The organism is Streptomyces sp. NPDC054849 (assembly GCF_053610945.1).
The window spans coordinates 1-19372 of the sequence record NZ_JBSGZI010000131.1; the positions used below are offsets into that span (position 1 = coordinate 1).

A 19372-nucleotide genomic window follows, 5' to 3' on the forward strand; every position below is an offset into this window, starting at 1 on the left:
CCGCAGTGATGCGGGGTGCCGCCCTCGGCGTGTTCACACGAGCGTCGGAGCGGACTACTCCGGCGGACCGATGTAGTTCTTCAGGCCCGGAACCGTCAGGGTGCCGCCGAACTGGCCGGCCTGGACGACCTTGACGTCCGTGAAGAACGCGAACGGGACGTTCAGGGGCGGCGGCGTGTTCGGGGTGAACTCGATCGGGATCAGACCGAACAGGTTGCCCTTGAGGCTCTCGGTGTACATCGTCACCGTGCCGCCGCGGATCTTGGACGTGGACCCCGGACGGGACTTCAGGTGGGCGACGTGCCCCGACTTGCCGACCGTCTGGTACAGGTCCTTGATGTCCAGCGAGTCAGCCGTGAACTTCAGGACCTTCTTGGTCTTCCCGCCCGCCGTCTTCACCTCGACGATGCCGTGGTAGTCCAGGCCGTAGAGGGTCAGCAGCGAGCTGTCGAGGTACCAGGGCTCGTCCGGCAGGAGCGGGATGCCCGTCTCCAGCTCGGCGTCGGCCAGCGCCTTGGCGTCGTGGGTCGGACAGGGGAATGGTTCCTTCCCGTCCGGGTCCTTCGTCGCCTCGGGCTTGTCCTTGTCCTCGGTCGACTCGCCCGTCTCGTCCTTCGGGGTCTTCTCGGTCTTCTTGACCTCCTCGGACAGCTCCGAGACGCCGGCTCCGGCCTGCTTCGCCGCGTCGCGGATCGCGTCCGCGACCGGGTCCGGAGTCGGCTTGGCCGTGGTGGACGGCGTGGGCGTCGGGGTCGGGGTCGGCGTGGGCGTCGGCTGCACGTCCTTGAGCGGCCGGCCGAGCTCGTCGAAGAGGCCCTTGAGCGCGTCGCCGACGCCCAGCGGGTCCAGCGGGTTCGAGGTCGTGGTCGGCGACGGCGTGGCGGCCGGGGCCGTCTCCTTCGCCGCCGGGGGCTTGGTCGCCTCCGGAGAAGCGGTCGGCTTCGGATTCTGCTGCGCGGACGCCGACGGTGAGGGCGTCGCGCTGGGCGACGAACTCGGCGAAGGCGTGGTCGAAGGCGTCGGGGACGGAGACTTCGACTCGGTCTCCGCAGGTTCGTCGGACCGCGTCACACACGGCCCGGGCGCGAAGGGGATGTCCTTGTCGTCGGCCACGGCCAGCTTCGGCGCCATGCCCATCCCGACGAACACGGCCGTCGGCATCGCCGCCAGTGCCATCGTCTTGCCGACGGGTATCTGGATCTTGTTCAGCAGCGACTTTCGCGGCGCCGCGTGCCGCGGCCCCTTAACTACACGGGACTCTGCGCCTGGGGCCACGCCCCGCTGCGTCTCGTCACCCCGCACTGTTCCTCCCGCCATCGGCGTGGGCAGTCGTCTCGCTCGCGTGTGCCGTCTCCGTCTCACGGGGACCCGGGATGCCCTGGGTACCCGCCGTCTCCTCCGTCTTCCCCAGGCCGACCGCGGTCGTCTGCTGGAGCGCCGGCTGCTGATCGGCCGGCTCCTCGTCCACCGGCTGCCCCGGAGCCCAGGCGAGGGCGAGAGCGCCGCCGACCATGGAGAGGGTGAAACCGATGAAGAAGCCGCCGAGGTTGGACACCGGGATCGAGACCAGGGCCAGCAGGATCGCGGCCACGCCGGCGAAGACGCGGATGGTCTCCTGGAACCAGAGGGCCAGTCCCAGCGTGATCAGCAGGACGCCGATGATCAGCGCGCCCGCGCCGCCCGTGGTGGCCATCGCGAGACTGACGTTGCCCAGCCGGAGGTCCGCGTACGGGAAGTACGCGATCGGGAGGCCACCGAGGAGCGTGAACAGCCCGGCCCAGAAGGGACGGCGACCGCTCCAGGCATGGAAGCGGTAGTACACCACGGTGGGCCAGGCGTCGTTTTCTGCGCGAACGTAAACCGGGGCCTGGGGGTTCATGGACAACAGCTCCCTGGAAACGGTGGTACGGAGAACTCTGTGGAGCCCGGACGGACGGGAGGCGACGGCTGCCGCCACCCGCCCTTCCGGTCATTCACCGGGACGTCAGTCCTTGATGTCCTGGTAGCACGGCTGGTCGCCGCCCATCAGGCGCAGCTTCAGGTTGGGCAGCTTGAAGGTGCCCGCCGTGGTGGCCCACGCCTTCTGCTTCACGTTCGTCAGGACGGCCCGGTCGGCGCGCTGCGAGAACGCGTACGGGCTGGCGACCGTGCCGGCCTGCGGCTTGGTCTTGTGGCTCGGGTCGCCGACCGCGACGCCGATGTCCAGGTTGGTGAACTCGGCGTCCGTGTCGAGCTCGGCAACATCCAGGTAGATGTTGGTCGCCTCGGCCGGGGTGCCCTTGTGACCGGTCTTCAGCTGGAGCGTGATGGGGCCCAGCGGAGTCGGGGTGACCAGGGACTGGCACATGTTGGTGATCTTGGCGTTGCTGAACCCGGAGATGGTGACCGGGTGGTGCTGCGGGTTGCCCTTGAGGTCGTGCCCCTCGGCGATACCGCCGTACTGGATGAGGTTCTGACCGTCGAGCTTGTCGGCCGAGACCTTGAAGTCCTGGCCGGAGACGCTGAAGGACGCCGCAAGGGCGCCCTGCGCCAGTCCCACACCGACCGCGGCCGTGGCCGCGATGCTCGGCACCATGACGAGCGCGAAGCGCTTCCATCTGGTCCCGCCACGAACCTGAGAACTCATTTCGTTCCTCCTTCTCGGACGTACATCTCCGGTCCGGGCCGTGCCCGTCCTGGGATGGGAGAAGTGCTACGTCCTCGGGAAGAAGCGCAGGCGCCCGGGCCGCGGCTGTGCCACGTCCGATACACCGGCGATCACCCCCGAGCGACAACCACTGGGCCACGCGTTCGCGCAACCTGGAGGACAGGCCCCGCCGGTGTGGCGGAGACCCCCCTGTCCCACGGCCGGTGCCACTGCCACCGGCCGGCTCGGTGGGGACCCTCCACCGCGTCTCCGAGTGAGCGGCTCTGCGGGAAGGACCGAGCGTCGCCGATCGTGGTCCATTCCAGGCCGGGGCACAAGGGGGTTCGTTACTGGCGGGTAACGGCCAGATAACCTGAGTACGACCCGCCACCGTCGGGCAGCAACACAGGGTGTCACCTACGGCCACGACAGAACGGTGAAATGGTGAACACACCGGACAGTTCACGGGGTTCGATTTACTGCGAGTAACAGCGGCCGCGATTGCCAAGTTTTGGCAAAGCGCGGCCGCTGTTTATCTGCGTGTCAACAAATCGCCGGTGGCCCGCCGACGAGGGGGAAGATCCCCGGGGCCCGCGCGGAGCGGGCCCGCAGACGGCAGGAGCCGGTCTAGAAGAGCACCCGGGCGAGCGCCGTACGCGCCGCCGTCACCCGCGGATCGTCCGCGCCGATGACCTCGAACAGCTCCAGAAGCCGCAGGCGTACGGTATCCCGGTCGTCACCGAACGTGACGCGCACGGTGTCCACCAGTCGGCCGAAGGCATCCTCCACGTGACCGCCGACCAGGTCGAGGTCGGCCGCGGCGATCTGCGCCGCCGGGTCGCGCGGGCTCTCGGCCGCCGCGGTGCGCACCGCCTGCGGGTCCATGTCCCGCACGCGGGCGAGGAGCTCGGCCTGCGCGAGGCCCAGCTTGGCCTCGCTGTTGCCGGGGTCGTCGGCCAGTACGTTCTTGTACGCCTGCGCCGCGCCGCCCAGATCACCGGCGTCCAGCGCGACGACGGCCGCCTCCAGCAGCGCGTCGTACGGGCCGGCCGGAATCTCGGCCTCGGCCGAGGCGGAAGCCGGAGCGGCCCCCTCCGCGTTCGGGTCCACCTCGATGCCGATGATCCCGAAGCGCTCCTCGGCGACCTGGACCAGCTGGGCGAGGGTCTCGCGGATCTGCTGCTCGGGGGCCAGGCCCTGGAAGAGGGGCAGCACCTGGCCGGCCACCACGGCGAAGACGGCCGGAATGCCCTGGATGCCGAACTGCTGCATCAGCATCTGGTTGGCTTCGACGTCGACCTTGGCCAGCACGAGGCGGCCGTTCGCCTCGAGGGTCAGACGCTCCAGCAGCGGGCTGAGCTGCTTGCAGGGCTCGCACCACTCGGCCCAGAAGTCCAGGACGACCGGAACCTCGGCGGAGAGCTGGAGCACATCGCGTTCAAAGTCGGCCTCGTCTACGTCGGTGACGAGCGCGGACGGCGGCACCGCGCCGGCGGACGGGCCGGCCCCGCCGCCCTGACCGGCCTGGCGTGCCGATTCGGCGCGGGCCTGCTCGGCCTTCGCCTTGGCCTCGCCGGCCGCCTTCACAGCGGCGAGGTCGACGACGCCGCTCATGGACATGTTTCTGGGCTGCATGCGTACATCCTCCCCCGTGTGCGCGCGCCGACGAAAAAGATCGCGTGAATTGGCCGTACCGTCGTGCTCTCGCGATCGTCGTGCTGGGCGGCGCCGGGTCCCCACCTGACGCCTGTAGCTCTTCGCGTGGTTGTCGCTCTTACGCTACGAGCCGTAGCGTAACTCCCCCGGCGGCCCTGCGCGCCCCTGCGGCGCCAGTGATCTGAACCACAGCGGCCCGTTCGGCTACCGACGGGTATGGTCTCGGCCATGCGCAACCCCAGCCCCGGCCGCACCGGTCGCCCCCGCAGCGCGGCCGCGGACGCCGCCATCCTCGCCGCGACCCGGGACGCACTGGTCGAGCTGGGCTGGTCGAAGCTGACGATGGGCGACGTCTCAGCCCGCGCGGGGGTCGCCAAGACCACCCTCTACCGGCGCTGGGCGGGCAAGAACGAGCTGGTCGTGGACGCGGTCGCGGAGCTGTTCGACTCGCTGGAGCTGCCGGACCGGGGCTCCCTGGAAGCCGACATCGAGTACGTGGTCCTGCGGTTCGCGGAACTGCTGCGCCGCCCGGAGGCCCGTACGGCGCTGATGGCGGTCGTCGCCGAGTCCACCCGGGACGAGGCGCTGCGCGACCGGATCCGGTCGGCGATCGTGGACCGACAGAAACGTCTCGTCGTACTGGGCCGCGAACGGGCCCAGGCCCGCGGCGAACTCCCGTACGAGGAGGACGAGTCCCTGGCGGGCCGTACCACGGACCTGATCTTCGACGTGATCGCGGGGACGGTGGTGCACCGCGCCCTGGTGAGCTCCGAGCCGGTGGACGAGGTCTGGGTGGCCACCTTCACGGCCCTGCTGATGCACGGCCTCCGGGGTCCGGCGCCGGCCTGAGCCGCTCCGGCCTGAGCCCGGCCTGAGCCGCGACGACGGAGGCGCAGTGGCCGCCGCAGCCCCCTCGTCCCCCACCGGACACGCGCGCCCACGCCCCGCCCGGGAACAGGAAGGCCGGCCACGAGGCCCCTGGTACGGGCGACTTGACCGGCCTTCCGAAAGACACGCCCTAGAAGCCCGGCGGTTCGGTGTAGGTGCCCCACTCGTCGCGCAGGACGTTGCAGATCTCGCCCATCGTGGCCTCGGCCCGCACCGCGTCCAGCATGGCCGGAATCATGTTCGACCCGTCCCGGGCCGCCTCCAGCATCGCCTTCAGTGCAGCGGTGACCTTGGCGTCGTCGCGCCGCGCCTTACGCGCCGCCAACTCCCGCACCTGGACGGTCTCCACCTCGTGGCTGACCCGGAGGATCTCCAGGTCGCCGGTGACCGACCCGTGGTGGACGTTGACGCCGACGACCCGCTTGTCGCCCTTCTCCAGCGAGCGCTGGTACTGGAAGGCCGATTCGGCGATCTCCCCCGTGAACCAGCCGTCCTCGATGCCGCGCAGGATGCCCGAGGTGATCGGTCCGATGGGGTGGCGCCCGTCGGGGTGGGCGCGCAGGCCGCGCTCCTTGATCTGATCGAAGATCTTCTCGGCGTCGGCCTCGATGCGGTCGGTGAGCTGCTCCACGAACCAGGAACCGCCCAGCGGGTCCGCCACGTTGGCGACGCCGGTCTCCTCCATCAGCACCTGCTGGGTGCGCAGGGCGATCTCGGCCGCCTGCTCGCTCGGCAGGGCGAGGGTCTCGTCGAGGGCGTTGGTGTGCAGGGAGTTCGTGCCGCCGAGGACGGCCGCGAGGGCCTCCACCGCGGTGCGCACGACGTTGTTGTACGGCTGCTGCGCGGTCAGGGAGACGCCGGCGGTCTGGGTGTGGAAGCGCAGCCACATCGACTTCTCGCTCTTGGCCCCGTAGACCTCCTTCATCCAGCGGGCCCAGATCCGGCGGGCGGCGCGGAACTTGGCGATCTCCTCGAAGAAGTCGAGGTGCGCGTCGAAGAAGAAGGAGAGACCGGGCGCGAAGTCGTCCACGTCCATGCCGCGCGAAAGCCCCAGCTCCACGTAGCCGAAGCCGTCGGCGAGCGTGTACGCGAGCTCCTGTGCGGCCGTCGCCCCGGCCTCGCGAATGTGGTAGCCGGAGACGGACAGCGGCTTGTAGGCCGGGATGCCCTTCGTGCAGTACTCCATGAGGTCGCCGATGAGGCGCAGGTGCGGCTCGGGCTCGAAGAGCCACTCCTTCTGGGCGATGTACTCCTTGAAGATGTCGGTCTGGAGCGTGCCGTTGAGCACGGCGGGGTCCACGCCCTGCCGCTCGGCGGCGACCAGGTACATGCAGAAGGCGGGCACGGCGGGGCCCGAGATCGTCATCGAGGTCGTGACGTCGCCGAGCGGGATGTCCTTGAAGAGGATCTCCATGTCGGCGGCGGAGTCGATGGCGACCCCGCAGTGCCCGACCTCTCCGAGGGCGCGGGGGTCGTCGGAGTCGCGCCCCATGAGGGTCGGCATGTCGAAGGCGACCGAGAGCCCGCCGCCGCCGGCGGCCAGGATCATCTTGTAGCGCTCGTTGGTCTGCTCGGCGTTCCCGAACCCGGCGAACTGCCGGATGGTCCAGGTCCGCCCCCGGTAGCCGGTGGCGTGCAGGCCGCGGGTGTAGGGGTACTCCCCCGGCCACCCGATGCGCTCGAATCCCTCGTACGCGTCACCGGGCCGGGGCCCGTAGACCGGTTCGACGGCATCGCCGGAGAGCGTGGTGAAGTCTGCCTCGCGCTTGCGGGCCTTGTCATAACGGGCCTGCCAGCGACGGCGGCCTTCCTCGATGGCGTCAGCGTCCATACCCATGAATTTACTAGGACGTCCTAGTAAATGTCGATGGCAAACCCCCGGGGAGTCGCCCCGGGGGTGGGTGACGTACGTCGCCTGTCAGGCCTTGGCGGTCGCGAGCGAGCCGCTGACCAGCGGCTCGACCTCGTCGCGGACCTTGCGCTCGACGAAGAACGCGGCAAGCGGGATCGTGCCCGACACGAGCACCCAGAGCAGCTTGCCGAAGGACCATTTGGCCTTGGAGCCCAGGTCGAAGGCGAAGACCAGGTAGACCATGAAGAGGACACCGTGGGCCTGCGAGACCGCGAAGGTCAGGCCGGCGCCGGTGTCGAAGCCGTACTTCGCCACCATGCAGGCACAAAGGATCAGGAGCATGACCGCGGTCACGTAGGCCATGACGCGGTAGCGGGTCAGCACGCTTCGTTTCATGCGCACGAGCCTAACCGTCCGTTTTGCTCGATCTTGACGCGGGCCCGGGTCCCGAGCGCGGGGCCCGCGTCCCGGCGGCACGGCTGCGGCCGCCGGCCCTACGACTCCGCGAAGTCGGCTGCGGCCACCCGCAGCGGGCGCAGCAGCGCGAAGATCTCCCCGCACTCCTCGGCGTCGTACACGCCGAGGCCGAAGTCCATCTCCATCAGGTCCTTCGTGGCGGCCTCGACGACCTCGCGGCCCTTCTCCGTGATGGAGGCCAGGGTGCCGCGGCCGTCGTTGGGATTGGGCCGCTTGTCGACGAGCCCGGACCTCACCAGCCGGTCCACCGTGTTCGTCACCGAGGTCGGGTGGACCATCAGCCGCTCGCCGATCTTCGACATCGGCAGCTCGCCGGCCTTGGAGAAGGTGAGCAGCACCAGCGCCTCGTACCGCGCGAAGGTCAGTCCGTACGGCTTGACGACCGCGTCGACCTCGCCGAGCAGGATCTGGTGGGCGCGCATGATCGAGGTGATCGCGGCCATCGACGGCACCGGTCCCCAGCGCTGCTGCCAGAGCTCGTCGGCGCGGGCGATGGGGTCGAAGGGAAGGCTGAGCGGCTTGGGCACGCGTCCGACCCTACCGGCAGGTCACTTCACGGCGAGGGCCGTCTCATCCTTCAGTCTCTCCTCCTGCCGGGCGGCGGCCCGCAGTTCGGTCAGGAGCACCAGCACGACCGCCGTGCCGAGGATCCCGGCGCCGGTGACGACCGCGTGCACCGGCAGGAACTCGGCGGCCAGGCCGGCCAGGGCCATGCCCACCCCCTGGAGAGTCATCAGGCCGGTGCTGAGCAGGGTCATCGCCCGGCCGCGCAGCTCGTCGGGAACGGCGTCGACGTACCACTGGTCCAGCCCGAGGGTGTAGGCGTGGGCCAGGCCCGCGAGCAGCAGCGCGGTGAGGACGAGGGGCACGCCCGGCCGGCCGGCGTAGAGCATCAGCGGCAGCAGGCCCACGGCGGCGAGCGGGGCCACGATCCGCGATCGCGTTCGGGCGGTGAGGGCGGAGCCGGCCCAGAGTTCCCCGGCGATGGTGCCGACGGGCATGGCGCACATCATCAGGCCGAGGGCGGCGGTGCCGGCGCCGATGCCGTCGGCGTACGCGGCGAGCAGCGCCTCGGGGACGACGAGGAAGACGGGCGGCAGCCAGAAGAGGAGGGTCAGTGCGCGCAGCCGGCGCCGGCCGAGGACGGCGCGCAGTCCGGCGAGCGGGGAGGTACGGACGCTCGTGCGCGCGGGACGGCTGCGGGTGCCGAGCCGGAGCAGGAGCGCGGAGCCGAGGAATCCCACGGCGGTGAGGGCGAGGGCCCCGCGCGGGGCGACCACGGTGAGCAGCAGCCCGCCGAGGCCGAAGCCGATGAGCTGGGCGCTCTGGGCCACCATGCGCAGCAGCGAGCGGCCCAGGACGAAGGCGTCGCCGGCGCCGAGGACGTCGGAGAGGGAGGCGTTGCGCGTGCCCTGGAAGAGCGGCGCCACGAAGGCCATCGCGCAGCGCAGTGCGAGGAGCACGGCGACGGGGGTGCCCGGCAGCACCATGGCCACCGCGCAGAGCGCGCAGACGAGGTCGCACGTGACGAGCACCCGCCGGGCGGGGTGCCGGTCTGCGATCCCGGCCAGCAGGGTGCCGCCGAGTGCGTACGGGAGGAAGCCGAGGGCGAAGGTGAGCGCGCTCATCAGGGGCGAGCCGGTGAGGCGGTAGACGAGGACGGAGAGGGAGATCTCGGCGACGACCACGCCGAGGACGGACATCAGGTGGGCGGCGAAGACGGACCGGAACTCCCGGACCCGGAACACGGAACGGTAGCCCGGCGGCGGCGTGAACCGCCCGGGCGCCTGGGTGTCGGCTGGCATGGGACCAGCGTCCCGGGCCCGGGTCCGGCGCCCCAGAGATTCGCCTGGGGCCGAATGTTGAGACAGTGTCCCCGCAGACGGCGTCCCCTGGGACGGCGTCGTTTCGGACGGCGTCGTTTCGGACGGCGCCATCGCGCGGGAACGCAGAGATGAGGGAGGGGACCCGGATGGGGCTGCACCACCGCTTCGGCCACGGCGACCTGCTGCGGTGCCGGTTCGCGCTGTCGCCGTTGTGGGAGACGCAGGAGGCGGTCCGCACCCTGAACCGCCCGGACCGGCAGGGCTACCACCTGCCCTGGCTGCAGCGGATCCGGGCCGCCGCCGACGGGCTGGACCTGCGGCCGCTGTGGCTGCTGATGCCGCGCCGGGGGCACAGTACGGACTTCATCAGCCCGCCGCCGAGCGGACCCGGCGTCTCCTTCGAGGAGGAGCTCGCGCTGGTCCGCGCGGCCGATCCGGACGAGGTGCGCGAGGACATGCGCAAGGCGCTGTCCTGCACCCCGGGCGCGCTCGACAGCGACCTGGGCGGGGCGATGCTGGCCGATCCGGCGCGGGCGGTGCGGGAGCTGGCCGATCTGATGGAGCGGGCCTGGAGCGTCCTGGTCGAGCCGCACTGGCCGCGGCTGCGGGCCCTGCTGGAGGCGGACGTCCTCTTCCACACCCGCCGCCTCGCCGCCGGCGGACTGGGGTCGCTCTTCGACGGCCTGCACCCGGACCTCTCCTGGGACGCCGCCTCCCTCACCCTGACCATCGAGCGGCCCAGCCACCACGACCGCGTCCTGGGCGGCCAGGGTCTCCTCCTCATGCCGAGCGCCTTCGTCTGGCCGGGCATCGCGGGCGGCTTCGACCCGCCCTGGCAGCCGACCGTCGTCTACCCGGCCCGCGGCATCGGCGCCCTGTGGACCCCCGTACGGGAGGAGGCCCCCGCCGCGCTCGCCGGGCTGCTGGGCCGGGCCCGGGCCGATGTGCTGTGCGCGCTGGACGAGCCGTCCTCCACCACGGCCCTGGCCCACCGGCTCGGGCTGGCCCCGTCCACCGTCTCGGCCCACCTGGGCATCCTGCACGCGGCGGGCCTGCTCATCTCCGCCCGTCACGGCCACCAGGTCCTGTACGAGCGCACCCCGCTGGCCATCGCCCTCACCATGGGGGACCCCGCTCGCTGACCCCGCGGGCACGGTGTCGCACAGCGATGCCATCTGTCCGTTATGTCACCATGTCCCGGTATCCCGGTCCGCTGCCCGACCCTTCGTCCTGAGGAAACCGGATGCCCCCCGCCGTTCGCAGGCCGCGTTCCAGCACTCCCGCCACCGCCGTCGGCCTCCTCCTTCTCCTCGCGGCGGGATCCGCCTGCACCGGCGCACCCGCGCCCCGGCCGGGAACTCCCGCCGCCGCACCCCCCGCCCCTGCCCCCTCCACCTCCCCCTCCCCCGTCGCGGCCACCGGCGAGTCCCCGTACTGGGTGGACCCGCACAGCGCCGCCGCCCGGCAGGTCGCCGCCTGGGAGGCGGCGGGCCGCAACAGCGACGCCCAGGTGCTGCGCAGGATCGCGGACCGGCCGACGACCCTGTGGGCGCCGGGCGGGGACCCGGGCCCCCGGATCCGCCGGGCCGCGGAGGGCGCCCGGGCCACCGGGCGGACCCTGCTGCTCGCCGCCCACCACCTCCCGCACCGCGACTGCGGGCGGCAGCCGGCCGGAGGCGCCGCCGACGCCCGGGCCTACCGCAGCTGGATCGGCGCCTTCGCCGACGCCGTCAAGGACACCAAGGCCGTCGTCATCCTGGAGCCGGACGCCCTCGCGCACGTCGTCGACGGCTGTGTCCGGGCCGAACACCGCGCCGAGCGCTACCGGCTGCTCTCCGAGGCCGTCGACCGGCTCAAGAGGAACAAGCACACGAAGGTCTACCTGGACGCGGGCAGTCCGTCCTGGATCCCCGACCCGGCGGACCTGGTGGAGCCTCTCCGCAGGGCGGGCCTGGGGCGCGCGGACGGCTTCGCCCTCAACGTCTCCGACTTCCAGCCCGACGCGGTCACCCGGGCGTACGGCGCGACGCTCTCCAAGGCGACGGGGAACAAGCACTTCGTCGTCGACACCGGCCGCAACGGCGAAGGGCCGCTGCCGGGCAGCCGGAGCCGGGCCCGGTGCAATCCGCCGGGCCGCGCCCTCGGAACGCCGCCGACCGACCGGACCGGCGACCCACTCGTCGACGCCTACCTCTGGGTCAAACCGCCCGGCGAGTCCGACGGCTCGTGCCGCGGCGGCCCGCAGGCCGGGGTGTGGTGGCCGGACTACGCGCTGGGCCTGGCCCGGCGCGCCAGGGAATGAGCCCGCGCCCGGGGCGCCGTGGTCAGTCAGCCGCGGGTTCCGCGGCGCAGGCCCCCGCGCTCGGGGCTCCGCAGTCAGCCGCGGGTTCCGCGGCGCAGGCCGTGCCGCACCGCGCGCTGGCTCAGGGGGCCCAGGCCTTCCAGCACCGTGGCCAGCCCGGCGAGCTGCTCCAGCGCGTCGAGCGCACTGCCGGCGCCCCTCGGGTCCACCCCTTCGTACAGCTCGATACCGACGAAGGAGGCGGCCGTGGCCCGGGCCAGCCCGGCCGGGTCGGCGTACCCCTCCAGCGGGGTCGCCGCCAGCAGCCGGGTGAGCACCGCCTCCAGCTCGTCGATCCACAGCCCGAGCCCGGCGGCGGTGGCGGCCGCGAGGGCGGGCGAGCTCTGTCCGGCGGCCAGGAGCTGCCCGAGCATGGCGACGTGCCCGGCGGCCCGCTCCTCGACGTGCATCTCCCGGGCGAACTGCAGCAGTTCGGCGAGGCTGCCCAGCTCGGCGAGCCGGTCGCGGTAGCGGGCCACGCGCTGCTCGGCGCCATACCGGCAGGCCGCGGCGAGCAGCTCGTCGACGGAGCCGAAGTGATAGAAGATCAGGCCCTGCCCCACCCCGGCGGTGGCCGCGATGGTGCGGGCGGAGGTCTTGGCGATGCCCTGTTCGACCAGGGTGCGCAGGGCCCCTTCGAGGAGCTTCTCCTTGGTGCCCGCGCTCATGCCCGGACCTCCTCGCGGACGGGTCGCAGGTCGCCGCGCACGCCGTGGGAGCGGGCGTCGACGTACTGCGCGGTGAAGGAGCCCTCATAGCCGAAGAGCGGCCCGAAGCGGCGGTTGACCACCCGCACCCGGATCCGGAACCGGCCGGTGGCGTCGTCGAAGGACTCGCGCACCTCGGCGTCTGCGCCGATGAGATCGGGGACGCGGACGTCCACGTGACCCTCGCGGAAGCGGTGCTCGCCGGAGCGGATGAGCAGCGAGCCGTCGGGCTCGGCGCTCATGTGGAGGTCGCTGGCGAGGTGCTGGTGCGTGCCCAGGTAGTCCAGGACGCAGTCCCGTTCGGGGCTGTGGACCATCGTGGCGTCGAAGCGGTGGGGTCCGCCGGGCAGCCGGAAGGTCCGGACGAAGGTGACGGTCTCCCGCCCGAAGGAGTCGAGGTACGGGAGATTCTCGATGACGAACGGAACGTTCGCGCCCTCCCGCGGCACCAGGATGTTCCGCATGCCGCCGAGCCGGAGGAAGGGCTTCACGTAGCGGGGCCCGTGCCATATCCGGTCCATGGTGCCGCGCCCGATGCAGCCCTCCCCGCTCGCCAGTCCGACCGAGAACCGGCGCTGGATCTGCGGGTGCAGCCGGTCGAAGTCGGCGCCCATGTGGGCGCGGAAGATGGAGGTCATGACGGCTCCAGAGTGCTGAGCAGGCGCGGTGCGCGGGCGGGGGTGCGGCCGGGCGGGGTGCGCAGGCTGCGGCGGGCGGCCGGGGTGCCGGGCAGCGGCGGCAGCAGCAGGGCGGCGGCCAGGACGAACAGGGCGGCGACCGGCGGCGCGTACACCAGGGCGGTCGCGCACAGCAGGGCCCGCACGGCGCTCTCGCCGATCGCCCGGGCGAGGGCGAGGCCCGGCGGGGTACCGCGCTCGCACCAGAGCCGCAGCCGGTCGAAGGACCAGGCGGTGGCCCAGCCCATGAGCGGCCGGAACACCAACCGGTCGGCGAGGGACCCGAAGCGGCCCCAGCGCGGGCGGTAGTCGTAGCCGGTGAGGAAGCGGATGCCGTCGGGGCCCGGGACGTAACGCCAGTAACCGCTGCCCTCGGCGAGCAGCGAGAGCGGATGCTCCGAGGCGAAGCGCAGGGCCGACACGCGGGTCCCGTCGTCCCGGTGCCGTTCCCCGGCGCAGACCCCGGTCCCGTCGACCGAGAGGAAGGGCAGCACGCGGGTGGCATACCGGAACCGCTGGGGCTCGCCCTCGTCCCGCGGAAGGTAGCCGATGGAGGTGAACCGCAGGTCCCACCGCTGATGCTGCGCGGGATCCTGACTGCGCTCCCAGAGCTCGTCCATCCCGGCACGGATCGACGTCTCGACGTACAGGCCCATGCCCGCCCCCGATTCCATTTTGAGCAATCGCTCAACCGGCACCCTAGGCGACTTTGAGCGATCGCTCAACCAGCCCCATCCAGACCCCTGACACTTGAGGCGCCTCCACCCGGCCCCGCCGGCGCTGGGCGCCGGGTCCCGGGGCGGAGCCCCGGAAAGCCACTTCCGCGGGCAGCCCGCAAGCCCCACGGCCGCGCACGCGAAAGCGCCCCCGGCCGGGAGGCCGGGGGCGCTTCGCACGATGAGAGGTGGCAGCCGGGCGCGTCAGCCCTCCGCGAGGTGCCGCTCCACCGTCGCCACCTTGGAGGTGATCCCGTCGCGTACTCCGGGACGGATGTCGGCCTTGAGGATGAAGGAGACCCGGGGCGCCCGCTCCTCGACGGCGGCCACGGCGCGCCTGACCACCGTCATGACCTCGTCCCACTCACCCTCGACCGTGGTGAACATGGCGTCGGTGCGGTTCGGCAGCCCGGACTCGCGGACCACCCGGACCGCGTCGGCGACGTATTCGCCGACCTCTTCACCGACACCCAGCGGGGTCACCGAGAAGGCGACGATCACGCGCCGGCCGCCTCGCGCGCACGGGCCGCGATCACGCTGTCGCCCTCGTCCCGCTTGAGCAGCTTGTCGCCGTACAGTCCGCCGAACGGCACCACGGCGAGCACGAAGAACAACGCGACCTTCTTGAACGGCCACTTGGCCTTGTTCCACACGTCCAGCAGGAAGAGCACGTAGACGGTGAACAGGAACCCGTGGATGGCACCGAGCGGCATCATCAGGTAGTCGATGTCCGAGACCCGGCTCAGCAGCGAGCCGAAGATCAGCAGGGCCGGGAACGAAAGCGCCTCCGGGACGGAGACGAGGCGCAGTCGGTGCAGAGCGGAGGCGGTCTTGATGTCCACGTGGAACCTTCGGGGTGGAGGCCAGGGTCCGTTCCAGTGTCGCAGCCGCTTTACGGGATCTTGACCCGACCCCTTCCCTCCCCGGCGCGTCGGGATCGCCCCCATACCGCCCGGGTGTGGCATATATCGGCCACCGGGCCCTGTTCGGGCTCGCCCGCTGCCGATAACGTCTTCCCGTGGCTCAGTTCCGACTCCAAGGCAGCAAGGTGCTCGCCGTCGACCTGACCGGGGATGCCGTGAAAGCGAAGAACGGCTCCATGGTCGCGTACGACGGGCAGATGGCCTTCAAGAAGATGTCCGGCGGTGGCGAAGGCCTCCGCGGCATGGTGACCCGCCGGCTGACCGGCGAACAGATGACGGTGATGGAAGTGCAGGGGCACGGCACCTGCTTCTTCGCCGACCGCGCAAGTGAGATCAATCTGGTCAATCTGCGCGGCGAGAAGCTCTACGTGGAGTCCAGCAACCTGCTGTGCACCGACGCCGGTCTGCGGACCGGCACCACCTTCACCGGTCTGCGCGGTGCGACGACGGGCAACGGCCTGTTCACCACGACCGTCGAGGGTTCGGGACAGGCGGCGATCGTCTCCGACGGTCCGGCCGTGGTGCTGCGCGTCAGCGCCCAGTACCCGCTCTCCGTGGACCCGGGGGCGTACATCGCGCACACCGGCGACCTCCAGCAGTCCTTCCAGTCCGGTGTGAACTTCCGCACACTGATCGGCGAGGGCTCCGGCGAGGCGTTCCAGATCCGCTTCGAGGGCGAGGGCCTGGTGTACGTGCAGCCCAGCGAGCGCAACACCATCGGGGGCGACGTCTGATGCCGTTCCGCGAGATCAACTCGAAGATGGTCGAGGCCCAGGTCGTCCCGGGCCAGAAGATGTACAGCCAGCGCGGCGCGATGCTCGCGTACCGCGGTGAGGTCTCCTTCACCCCGAGCCTGACGGGAGGTCAGGGCGGGGTCATGGGCATGATCGGGCGCCGGGTGGCGAACGAACAGACCCCGCTGATGACGGTCGAGGGCAGCGGCACCGTGATGTTCGGCCACGGCGGCCACCACATCCAGGTGATCAACCTGACCGGCGAGACCCTCTACGTCGAGGCCGACCGGCTGCTCGCCTTCGACGGCACCCTCCAGCAGGGCACGATGTTCATGGGCTCGCAGGGCGGGGTCATGGGCATGGTCCGCGGCCAGGTGACCGGCCAGGGCCTGTTCACCACCACCCTCAAGGGTCACGGCTCGGTCGCCGTGATGGCCCACGGCGGGGTGATCGAGCTTCCCATCACCCCGCAGCGCCCGATCCACGTGGACCCGCAGGCGTACGTCGCCCACCACGGGGACGTGCGCAACAAGCTCTCCACCGCGCTCGGCTGGCGGGACATGGTGGGACGCGGTTCGGGCGAGGCGTTCCAGCTGGAGCTGTCCGGCCAGGGCGCGGTGTACGTACAGGCCTCCGAGGAGAAGCTGTGAACTTTGGCCCTGTGACCGGCGGACCCGGCGGCCCGACGGTCTTCGACCCGTACACGCTGCCCTCCGACGACAACGTCACCCCGTACACCTTCTGCGTGGAACTCAAGGGAAGCCAGTGGTTCCTGCAGAAGGGCAAGATGATCTCGTACTACGGGCGCATCGAGTTCAACGGCATCGGCAACGGCCGCTTCGACCGCCTGCTGCGCACCAGCTTCCACTCCCCGCTGCACGCCAGCGACTGGGTGGTGGCCGAGGGCCAGGGCAAGATGCTGCTGGCCGACCGGGCCTTCGACGTGAACTCGTACGACCTGGACAACGGGAACCTGACGATCCGCTCAGGCAATCTGCTCGCGTACCAGCCCTCTCTCGCCCTCAAGCAGTCCATCGTCCCGGGCTTCCTGACGCTGATCGGAACCGGAAAGTTCGTGGCGGCGTCCAACGGTCCGGTGGTGTTCATGGAGCCGCCGCTGCGCGTGGACCCGCAGGCACTGGTGGGCTGGGCGGACTGTCCCTCGCCGTGCCACCACTACGACCACGGCTACATGTCGGGCGTGATGGGCGGACTGCGCTCGCTCTCCGGAATCGGCGGCAGCTCGGGCGAGGAGCACCAGTTCGAGTTCGTCGGGGCGGGGACGGTGCTGCTGCAGTCGTCGGAGATGCTGATGGCGGAGCACTCGGTCGGCACGGTCGGCGCCGGCGCGGCGACGGGCAACGCTCAGGGTGTCCCGGGGGCCGGTCATGGCCCGATGGGACAGCTGGGCGTACCGCGGATGCCGGGTCAGCTGGGTGATCTTCAGCGCCGCTTCGGACTGTGATCCCTCGGACGTCAGATCTTTGTACGCAATTCAACTTTTTAGGTAGAGTTCATTCATGGAGACCATGGAGACCGAGACGGCCACGCGCTGGCTGACCGACGCCGAGCAGTGCGCATGGCGCACCCATCTGGACGTCAGCAGACTGCTGATGCACCAGTTGGAAAAGGATCTCCAGCCTTTCGGACTCACCAACAACGACTACGAGATCCTGGTGAACCTCTCGGAGTCCGAGGACCACCGGATGCGCATGAGCGATCTCGCGACCGCCACGCTGCAGTCCAAGAGCCGGCTGTCGCACCAGATCACACGCATGGAGACGGCGGGCCTGGTCCGCCGGGTCAACTGCGAGTCCGACCGCCGCGGCCTGTACGCGGTACTCACGGACGAGGGCATGGAGACGATGCGCAAGGTCGCCCCGCACCACGTGGCGTCCGTGCGCCGGCACTTCATCGACCTGCTGCCGCCGGAGGCCCTGGCGGCGCTGCGCGCCTCGCTCACCCCGGTGGCGGAGCACCTGCGCGGCACCCGCGGCAAGGCCTGAGCCCCCGGGCGCTCGACGCGCCCCGGACGGCGGTCGGCCGGAGAATGGGCGTTATCCGCCCGCTGCCGGCCGCCGCCGAGCACCCGCAGGCGCTGGCCGGCCTGAGGAGGTCCAGCCATGCAGCGCAACGTGTACATCTCAGCGGCCGCAGCCGTCGTCCTGATGATGGGAGGCCCGGTGGCGGCCGCAGCAGCGGCATCCGCCGACACGGCGAGAACCCTGACCGCCGCCGTCACCGCCGTCGTCCCCACCGCCGAGACGGCCGAAGAGGCGTCGGCGGCGGCCCTGAAGCACTACCCGGGCGTCGTCGAGTCCCTCGACAAGGACGAATCCGTCTGGCACGTGGACGTGATCAGCAAGGACGGCAAGGGTCACGCCGAGCTGGAGGTGGCGGCCGACGGCACGGTCACCGAGCGCAACCGCGACACGAACGAGAATGCCGCCGAGCACAAGGCCCTGCTCTCCGCCAAGGTCACCGCCGACCAGGCGATGAAGGCGGCCCTGGCCGCCCACCCCGGTCAGGTCTGGTCCGTCCAGTGGGAGGACGACCAGGACGGCGACGCCCACTACTGGGAGGTCGAGGTGAAGTCCTCCGACGGCAAGACCTCGACCGCCCACGTGGACCACGCCTCGGGCAAGGTGACCAAGTCCCAGTCGAATTCGAACGACGGCGACGACGACAACTGACGGCAAGGCCCGAAACGCCCCACCCTCTGAGCCCCGCGCTCTCAGCCGCGCGCTTTCGGCGCCGCCCACGTGTGAGGCGCGGGGCCGGGTGGGGCGCCCGCTCCTTCAGCCCCGCCGGCGTGTGAGGCGCGAGGCACGGCGCGGCGCCCTGGTGGCGCCGCGCCCGCCCACCGGCCAACGCCTCGGTCAGCGTCGCCAGCAACGCGTCCGCGGCCGCATACGGGTCCAGCTCCCCCACGGCGACCCTGGCCGCCAGCGCGTCGAGGTGCGCGTCCCCGTGCAGATCCGCCATCCGCGCCCGCAGCGCCGTCACCGCGATCGTCTCGACCTCCCGCGCCGCCCGCGCAGCCCTCCGCTCGGCCAGCACCCCCCGCTCGCCCATCCACGCCCGGTGCTTCTCCAGCGCCTCGACCAGTTCGTCGATGCCCTGCCCGCGGGCCGCGACGGTCTTCACGATCGGCGGCCGCCAGTCCTCCCGGCCCCGCGCCTCCCCCAGCCCCAGCATGTGGTTCAGCTCCCGGGCCGTCGCGTCCGCGCCGTCCCGGTCCGCCTTGTTCACCACGTACACGTCGCCGATCTCCAGGATCCCGGCCTTCGCGGCCTGGATCCCGTCACCCATCCCCGGAGCCAGCAGCACCACCGAGGTGTCGGCCTGCGAGGCGATCTCCACCTCCGACTGTCCGACCCCGACCGTCTCGACCAGGATCACCTCGCAGCCGGCCGCGTCCAGCACCCGGATCGCCTGCGGGGCGGCCCACGCGAGCCCGCCCAGGTGGCCGCGGGTGGCCATGGAGCGGATGTAGACCCCCGGGTCCGAGGCGTGGTCCGACATCCGCACCCGGTCGCCGAGCAGCGCCCCGCCGGAGAACGGCGAGGACGGGTCGACGGCGAGGACGCCGACGCGCTTGCCGGCCTTGCGGTACGCGGACACGAGCGCGGAGGTCGAGGTCGACTTGCCGACGCCCGGCGACCCGGTCAGCCCCACCACGTACGCCCCGCCCGTCAGCGGGGCCAGGGCGGCCATCACCTCGCGCAGCTGCGGGGACGCCCCCTCGACCAGAGAGATCAGCCGGGCCACCGCTCTCGGCCGGCCCTCGCGGGCCTGGGCCACCAGCTGGGGGACGTCCACCGCCGTCATACGTGCTGCGCTCCTCGGTTCTCGTACGGGTACGGTCGGGGGGGGGGGGCGGGGCGGGGGGCCGGCCCCCCCGCCGGGCCCGCGGGGGCGCGGCGGCGCCAGGCGGGCAAATAAACAA

At 71.6% G+C, this 19372-nt stretch carries 21 protein-coding genes and 1 pseudogene; 8 read left to right on the plus strand and 14 right to left on the minus strand.

The window, feature by feature from the left end:
• Positions 1-54: 54 nt before the first annotated feature.
• The 4 genes from ACWGIF_RS34570 to ACWGIF_RS34585 all read right to left on the minus strand — a co-directional run bounded on the left by ACWGIF_RS34570 (position 55) and on the right by ACWGIF_RS34585 (position 4261).
• The gene (locus ACWGIF_RS34570; protein WP_453503440.1) at positions 55-1302 is read right to left on the minus strand and encodes a hypothetical protein; all 1248 of its coding nucleotides are present in this window, start codon (positions 1300-1302) and stop codon (positions 55-57) included.
• A complete protein-coding gene (locus ACWGIF_RS34575; protein WP_453503441.1) occupies positions 1292-1879 on the minus strand; it encodes a DUF6114 domain-containing protein in 588 nt (195 codons plus the stop codon). The genes ACWGIF_RS34570 and ACWGIF_RS34575 overlap by 11 nt, the downstream gene beginning before the upstream one ends.
• A 105-nt stretch (positions 1880-1984) precedes the next feature.
• A complete protein-coding gene (locus ACWGIF_RS34580) occupies positions 1985-2626 on the minus strand; it encodes a DUF6230 family protein (protein ID WP_453503443.1) in 642 nt (213 codons plus the stop codon).
• Between the two features lie 627 nt (positions 2627-3253).
• Positions 3254-4261 (minus strand): tetratricopeptide repeat protein, encoded by a 1008-nt coding sequence (locus ACWGIF_RS34585; protein ID WP_453503445.1) that lies wholly within the window; start codon positions 4259-4261, stop codon positions 3254-3256.
• A gap of 249 nt (positions 4262-4510) precedes the next feature.
• On the opposite strand from ACWGIF_RS34585, the gene ACWGIF_RS34590 reads away from it, so the two are divergent.
• Positions 4511-5131 carry a TetR/AcrR family transcriptional regulator gene (locus tag ACWGIF_RS34590; RefSeq protein ID WP_453503447.1) on the plus strand — a complete coding sequence of 207 codons (621 nt, stop codon included), beginning with the start codon at positions 4511-4513 and terminating at the stop codon, positions 5129-5131.
• Between the two features lie 169 nt (positions 5132-5300).
• Here the strand turns inward: ACWGIF_RS34590 and ACWGIF_RS34595 are convergent, their stop codons facing one another.
• The 4 genes from ACWGIF_RS34595 to ACWGIF_RS34610 form a co-directional block, all read right to left on the minus strand.
• The gene (locus tag ACWGIF_RS34595; RefSeq protein ID WP_453503448.1) at positions 5301-7001 is read right to left on the minus strand and encodes an acyl-CoA mutase large subunit family protein; all 1701 of its coding nucleotides are present in this window, start codon (positions 6999-7001) and stop codon (positions 5301-5303) included.
• Between the two features lie 87 nt (positions 7002-7088).
• Positions 7089-7418 (minus strand): DUF3817 domain-containing protein, encoded by a 330-nt coding sequence (locus ACWGIF_RS34600; RefSeq protein WP_326587950.1) that lies wholly within the window; start codon positions 7416-7418, stop codon positions 7089-7091.
• Between the two features lie 98 nt (positions 7419-7516).
• Positions 7517-8026 (minus strand): MarR family winged helix-turn-helix transcriptional regulator, encoded by a 510-nt coding sequence (locus ACWGIF_RS34605; RefSeq protein ID WP_453503450.1) that lies wholly within the window; start codon positions 8024-8026, stop codon positions 7517-7519.
• Positions 8027-8047: 21 nt separating this feature from the next.
• Positions 8048-9436, minus strand: coding sequence for an MFS transporter (locus ACWGIF_RS34610; protein WP_453503452.1), 1389 nt, complete (start codon positions 9434-9436; stop codon positions 8048-8050).
• Positions 9437-9471: 35 nt separating this feature from the next.
• On the opposite strand from ACWGIF_RS34610, the gene ACWGIF_RS34615 reads away from it, so the two are divergent.
• Both ACWGIF_RS34615 and ACWGIF_RS34620 read left to right on the plus strand, forming a co-directional pair.
• Positions 9472-10467 carry a DUF5937 family protein gene (locus tag ACWGIF_RS34615; protein ID WP_453503453.1) on the plus strand — a complete coding sequence of 332 codons (996 nt, stop codon included), beginning with the start codon at positions 9472-9474 and terminating at the stop codon, positions 10465-10467.
• Between the two features lie 101 nt (positions 10468-10568).
• Positions 10569-11627, plus strand: coding sequence for a glycoside hydrolase family 6 protein (locus tag ACWGIF_RS34620; protein WP_453503455.1), 1059 nt, complete (start codon positions 10569-10571; stop codon positions 11625-11627).
• A gap of 74 nt (positions 11628-11701) precedes the next feature.
• On the opposite strand, the gene ACWGIF_RS34625 is transcribed toward ACWGIF_RS34620, so the two are convergent.
• The 5 genes from ACWGIF_RS34625 to ACWGIF_RS34645 form a co-directional block, all read right to left on the minus strand.
• On the minus strand, positions 11702-12334 hold the full coding sequence (locus ACWGIF_RS34625) for a TetR/AcrR family transcriptional regulator (protein WP_453503457.1): 633 nt from the start codon (positions 12332-12334) through the stop codon (positions 11702-11704).
• Positions 12331-13011 carry a DUF4166 domain-containing protein gene (locus tag ACWGIF_RS34630; RefSeq protein WP_453503459.1) on the minus strand — a complete coding sequence of 227 codons (681 nt, stop codon included), beginning with the start codon at positions 13009-13011 and terminating at the stop codon, positions 12331-12333. The genes ACWGIF_RS34625 and ACWGIF_RS34630 overlap by 4 nt, the downstream gene beginning before the upstream one ends.
• Entirely contained in the window at positions 13008-13706 is a 699-nt protein-coding gene (locus ACWGIF_RS34635) for a hypothetical protein (protein ID WP_453503460.1), read from the minus strand. Before ACWGIF_RS34635 ends, ACWGIF_RS34630 begins: the two co-directional genes overlap by 4 nt.
• Positions 13707-13970: 264 nt before the next feature.
• Positions 13971-14267 carry an MTH1187 family thiamine-binding protein gene (locus ACWGIF_RS34640; protein WP_453503462.1) on the minus strand — a complete coding sequence of 99 codons (297 nt, stop codon included), beginning with the start codon at positions 14265-14267 and terminating at the stop codon, positions 13971-13973.
• On the minus strand, positions 14264-14608 hold the full coding sequence (locus ACWGIF_RS34645) for a DUF3817 domain-containing protein (protein WP_453503463.1): 345 nt from the start codon (positions 14606-14608) through the stop codon (positions 14264-14266). The genes ACWGIF_RS34640 and ACWGIF_RS34645 overlap by 4 nt, the downstream gene beginning before the upstream one ends.
• A 176-nt stretch (positions 14609-14784) precedes the next feature.
• On the opposite strand from ACWGIF_RS34645, the gene ACWGIF_RS34650 reads away from it, so the two are divergent.
• The 5 genes from ACWGIF_RS34650 (at position 14785) to ACWGIF_RS34670 (ending at position 18116) form a co-directional block, all read left to right on the plus strand.
• Positions 14785-15423, plus strand: a complete 639-nt coding sequence (locus ACWGIF_RS34650) for an AIM24 family protein (RefSeq protein ID WP_453503464.1) — start codon at positions 14785-14787, stop codon at positions 15421-15423.
• A complete protein-coding gene (locus ACWGIF_RS34655) occupies positions 15423-16073 on the plus strand; it encodes an AIM24 family protein (protein WP_453503465.1) in 651 nt (216 codons plus the stop codon). The genes ACWGIF_RS34650 and ACWGIF_RS34655 overlap by 1 nt, the downstream gene beginning before the upstream one ends.
• 11 nt (positions 16074-16084) lie before the next feature.
• Positions 16085-16888: an AIM24 family protein gene (locus tag ACWGIF_RS34660; protein WP_453503468.1), complete on the plus strand. Its 804-nt coding sequence runs from the start codon at positions 16085-16087 to the stop codon at positions 16886-16888.
• 64 nt (positions 16889-16952) lie between these two features.
• Positions 16953-17429, plus strand: coding sequence for a MarR family winged helix-turn-helix transcriptional regulator (locus ACWGIF_RS34665; RefSeq protein ID WP_453503470.1), 477 nt, complete (start codon positions 16953-16955; stop codon positions 17427-17429).
• Between the two features lie 117 nt (positions 17430-17546).
• Positions 17547-18116 carry a PepSY domain-containing protein gene (locus ACWGIF_RS34670; RefSeq protein WP_453503467.1) on the plus strand — a complete coding sequence of 190 codons (570 nt, stop codon included), beginning with the start codon at positions 17547-17549 and terminating at the stop codon, positions 18114-18116.
• A gap of 181 nt (positions 18117-18297) precedes the next feature.
• Here the strand turns inward: ACWGIF_RS34670 and meaB are convergent.
• Positions 18298-19254, minus strand: a pseudogene (meaB, locus tag ACWGIF_RS34675) (methylmalonyl Co-A mutase-associated GTPase MeaB); the annotation flags it as partial.
• Between the last annotated feature and the right edge of the window lie 118 nt (positions 19255-19372).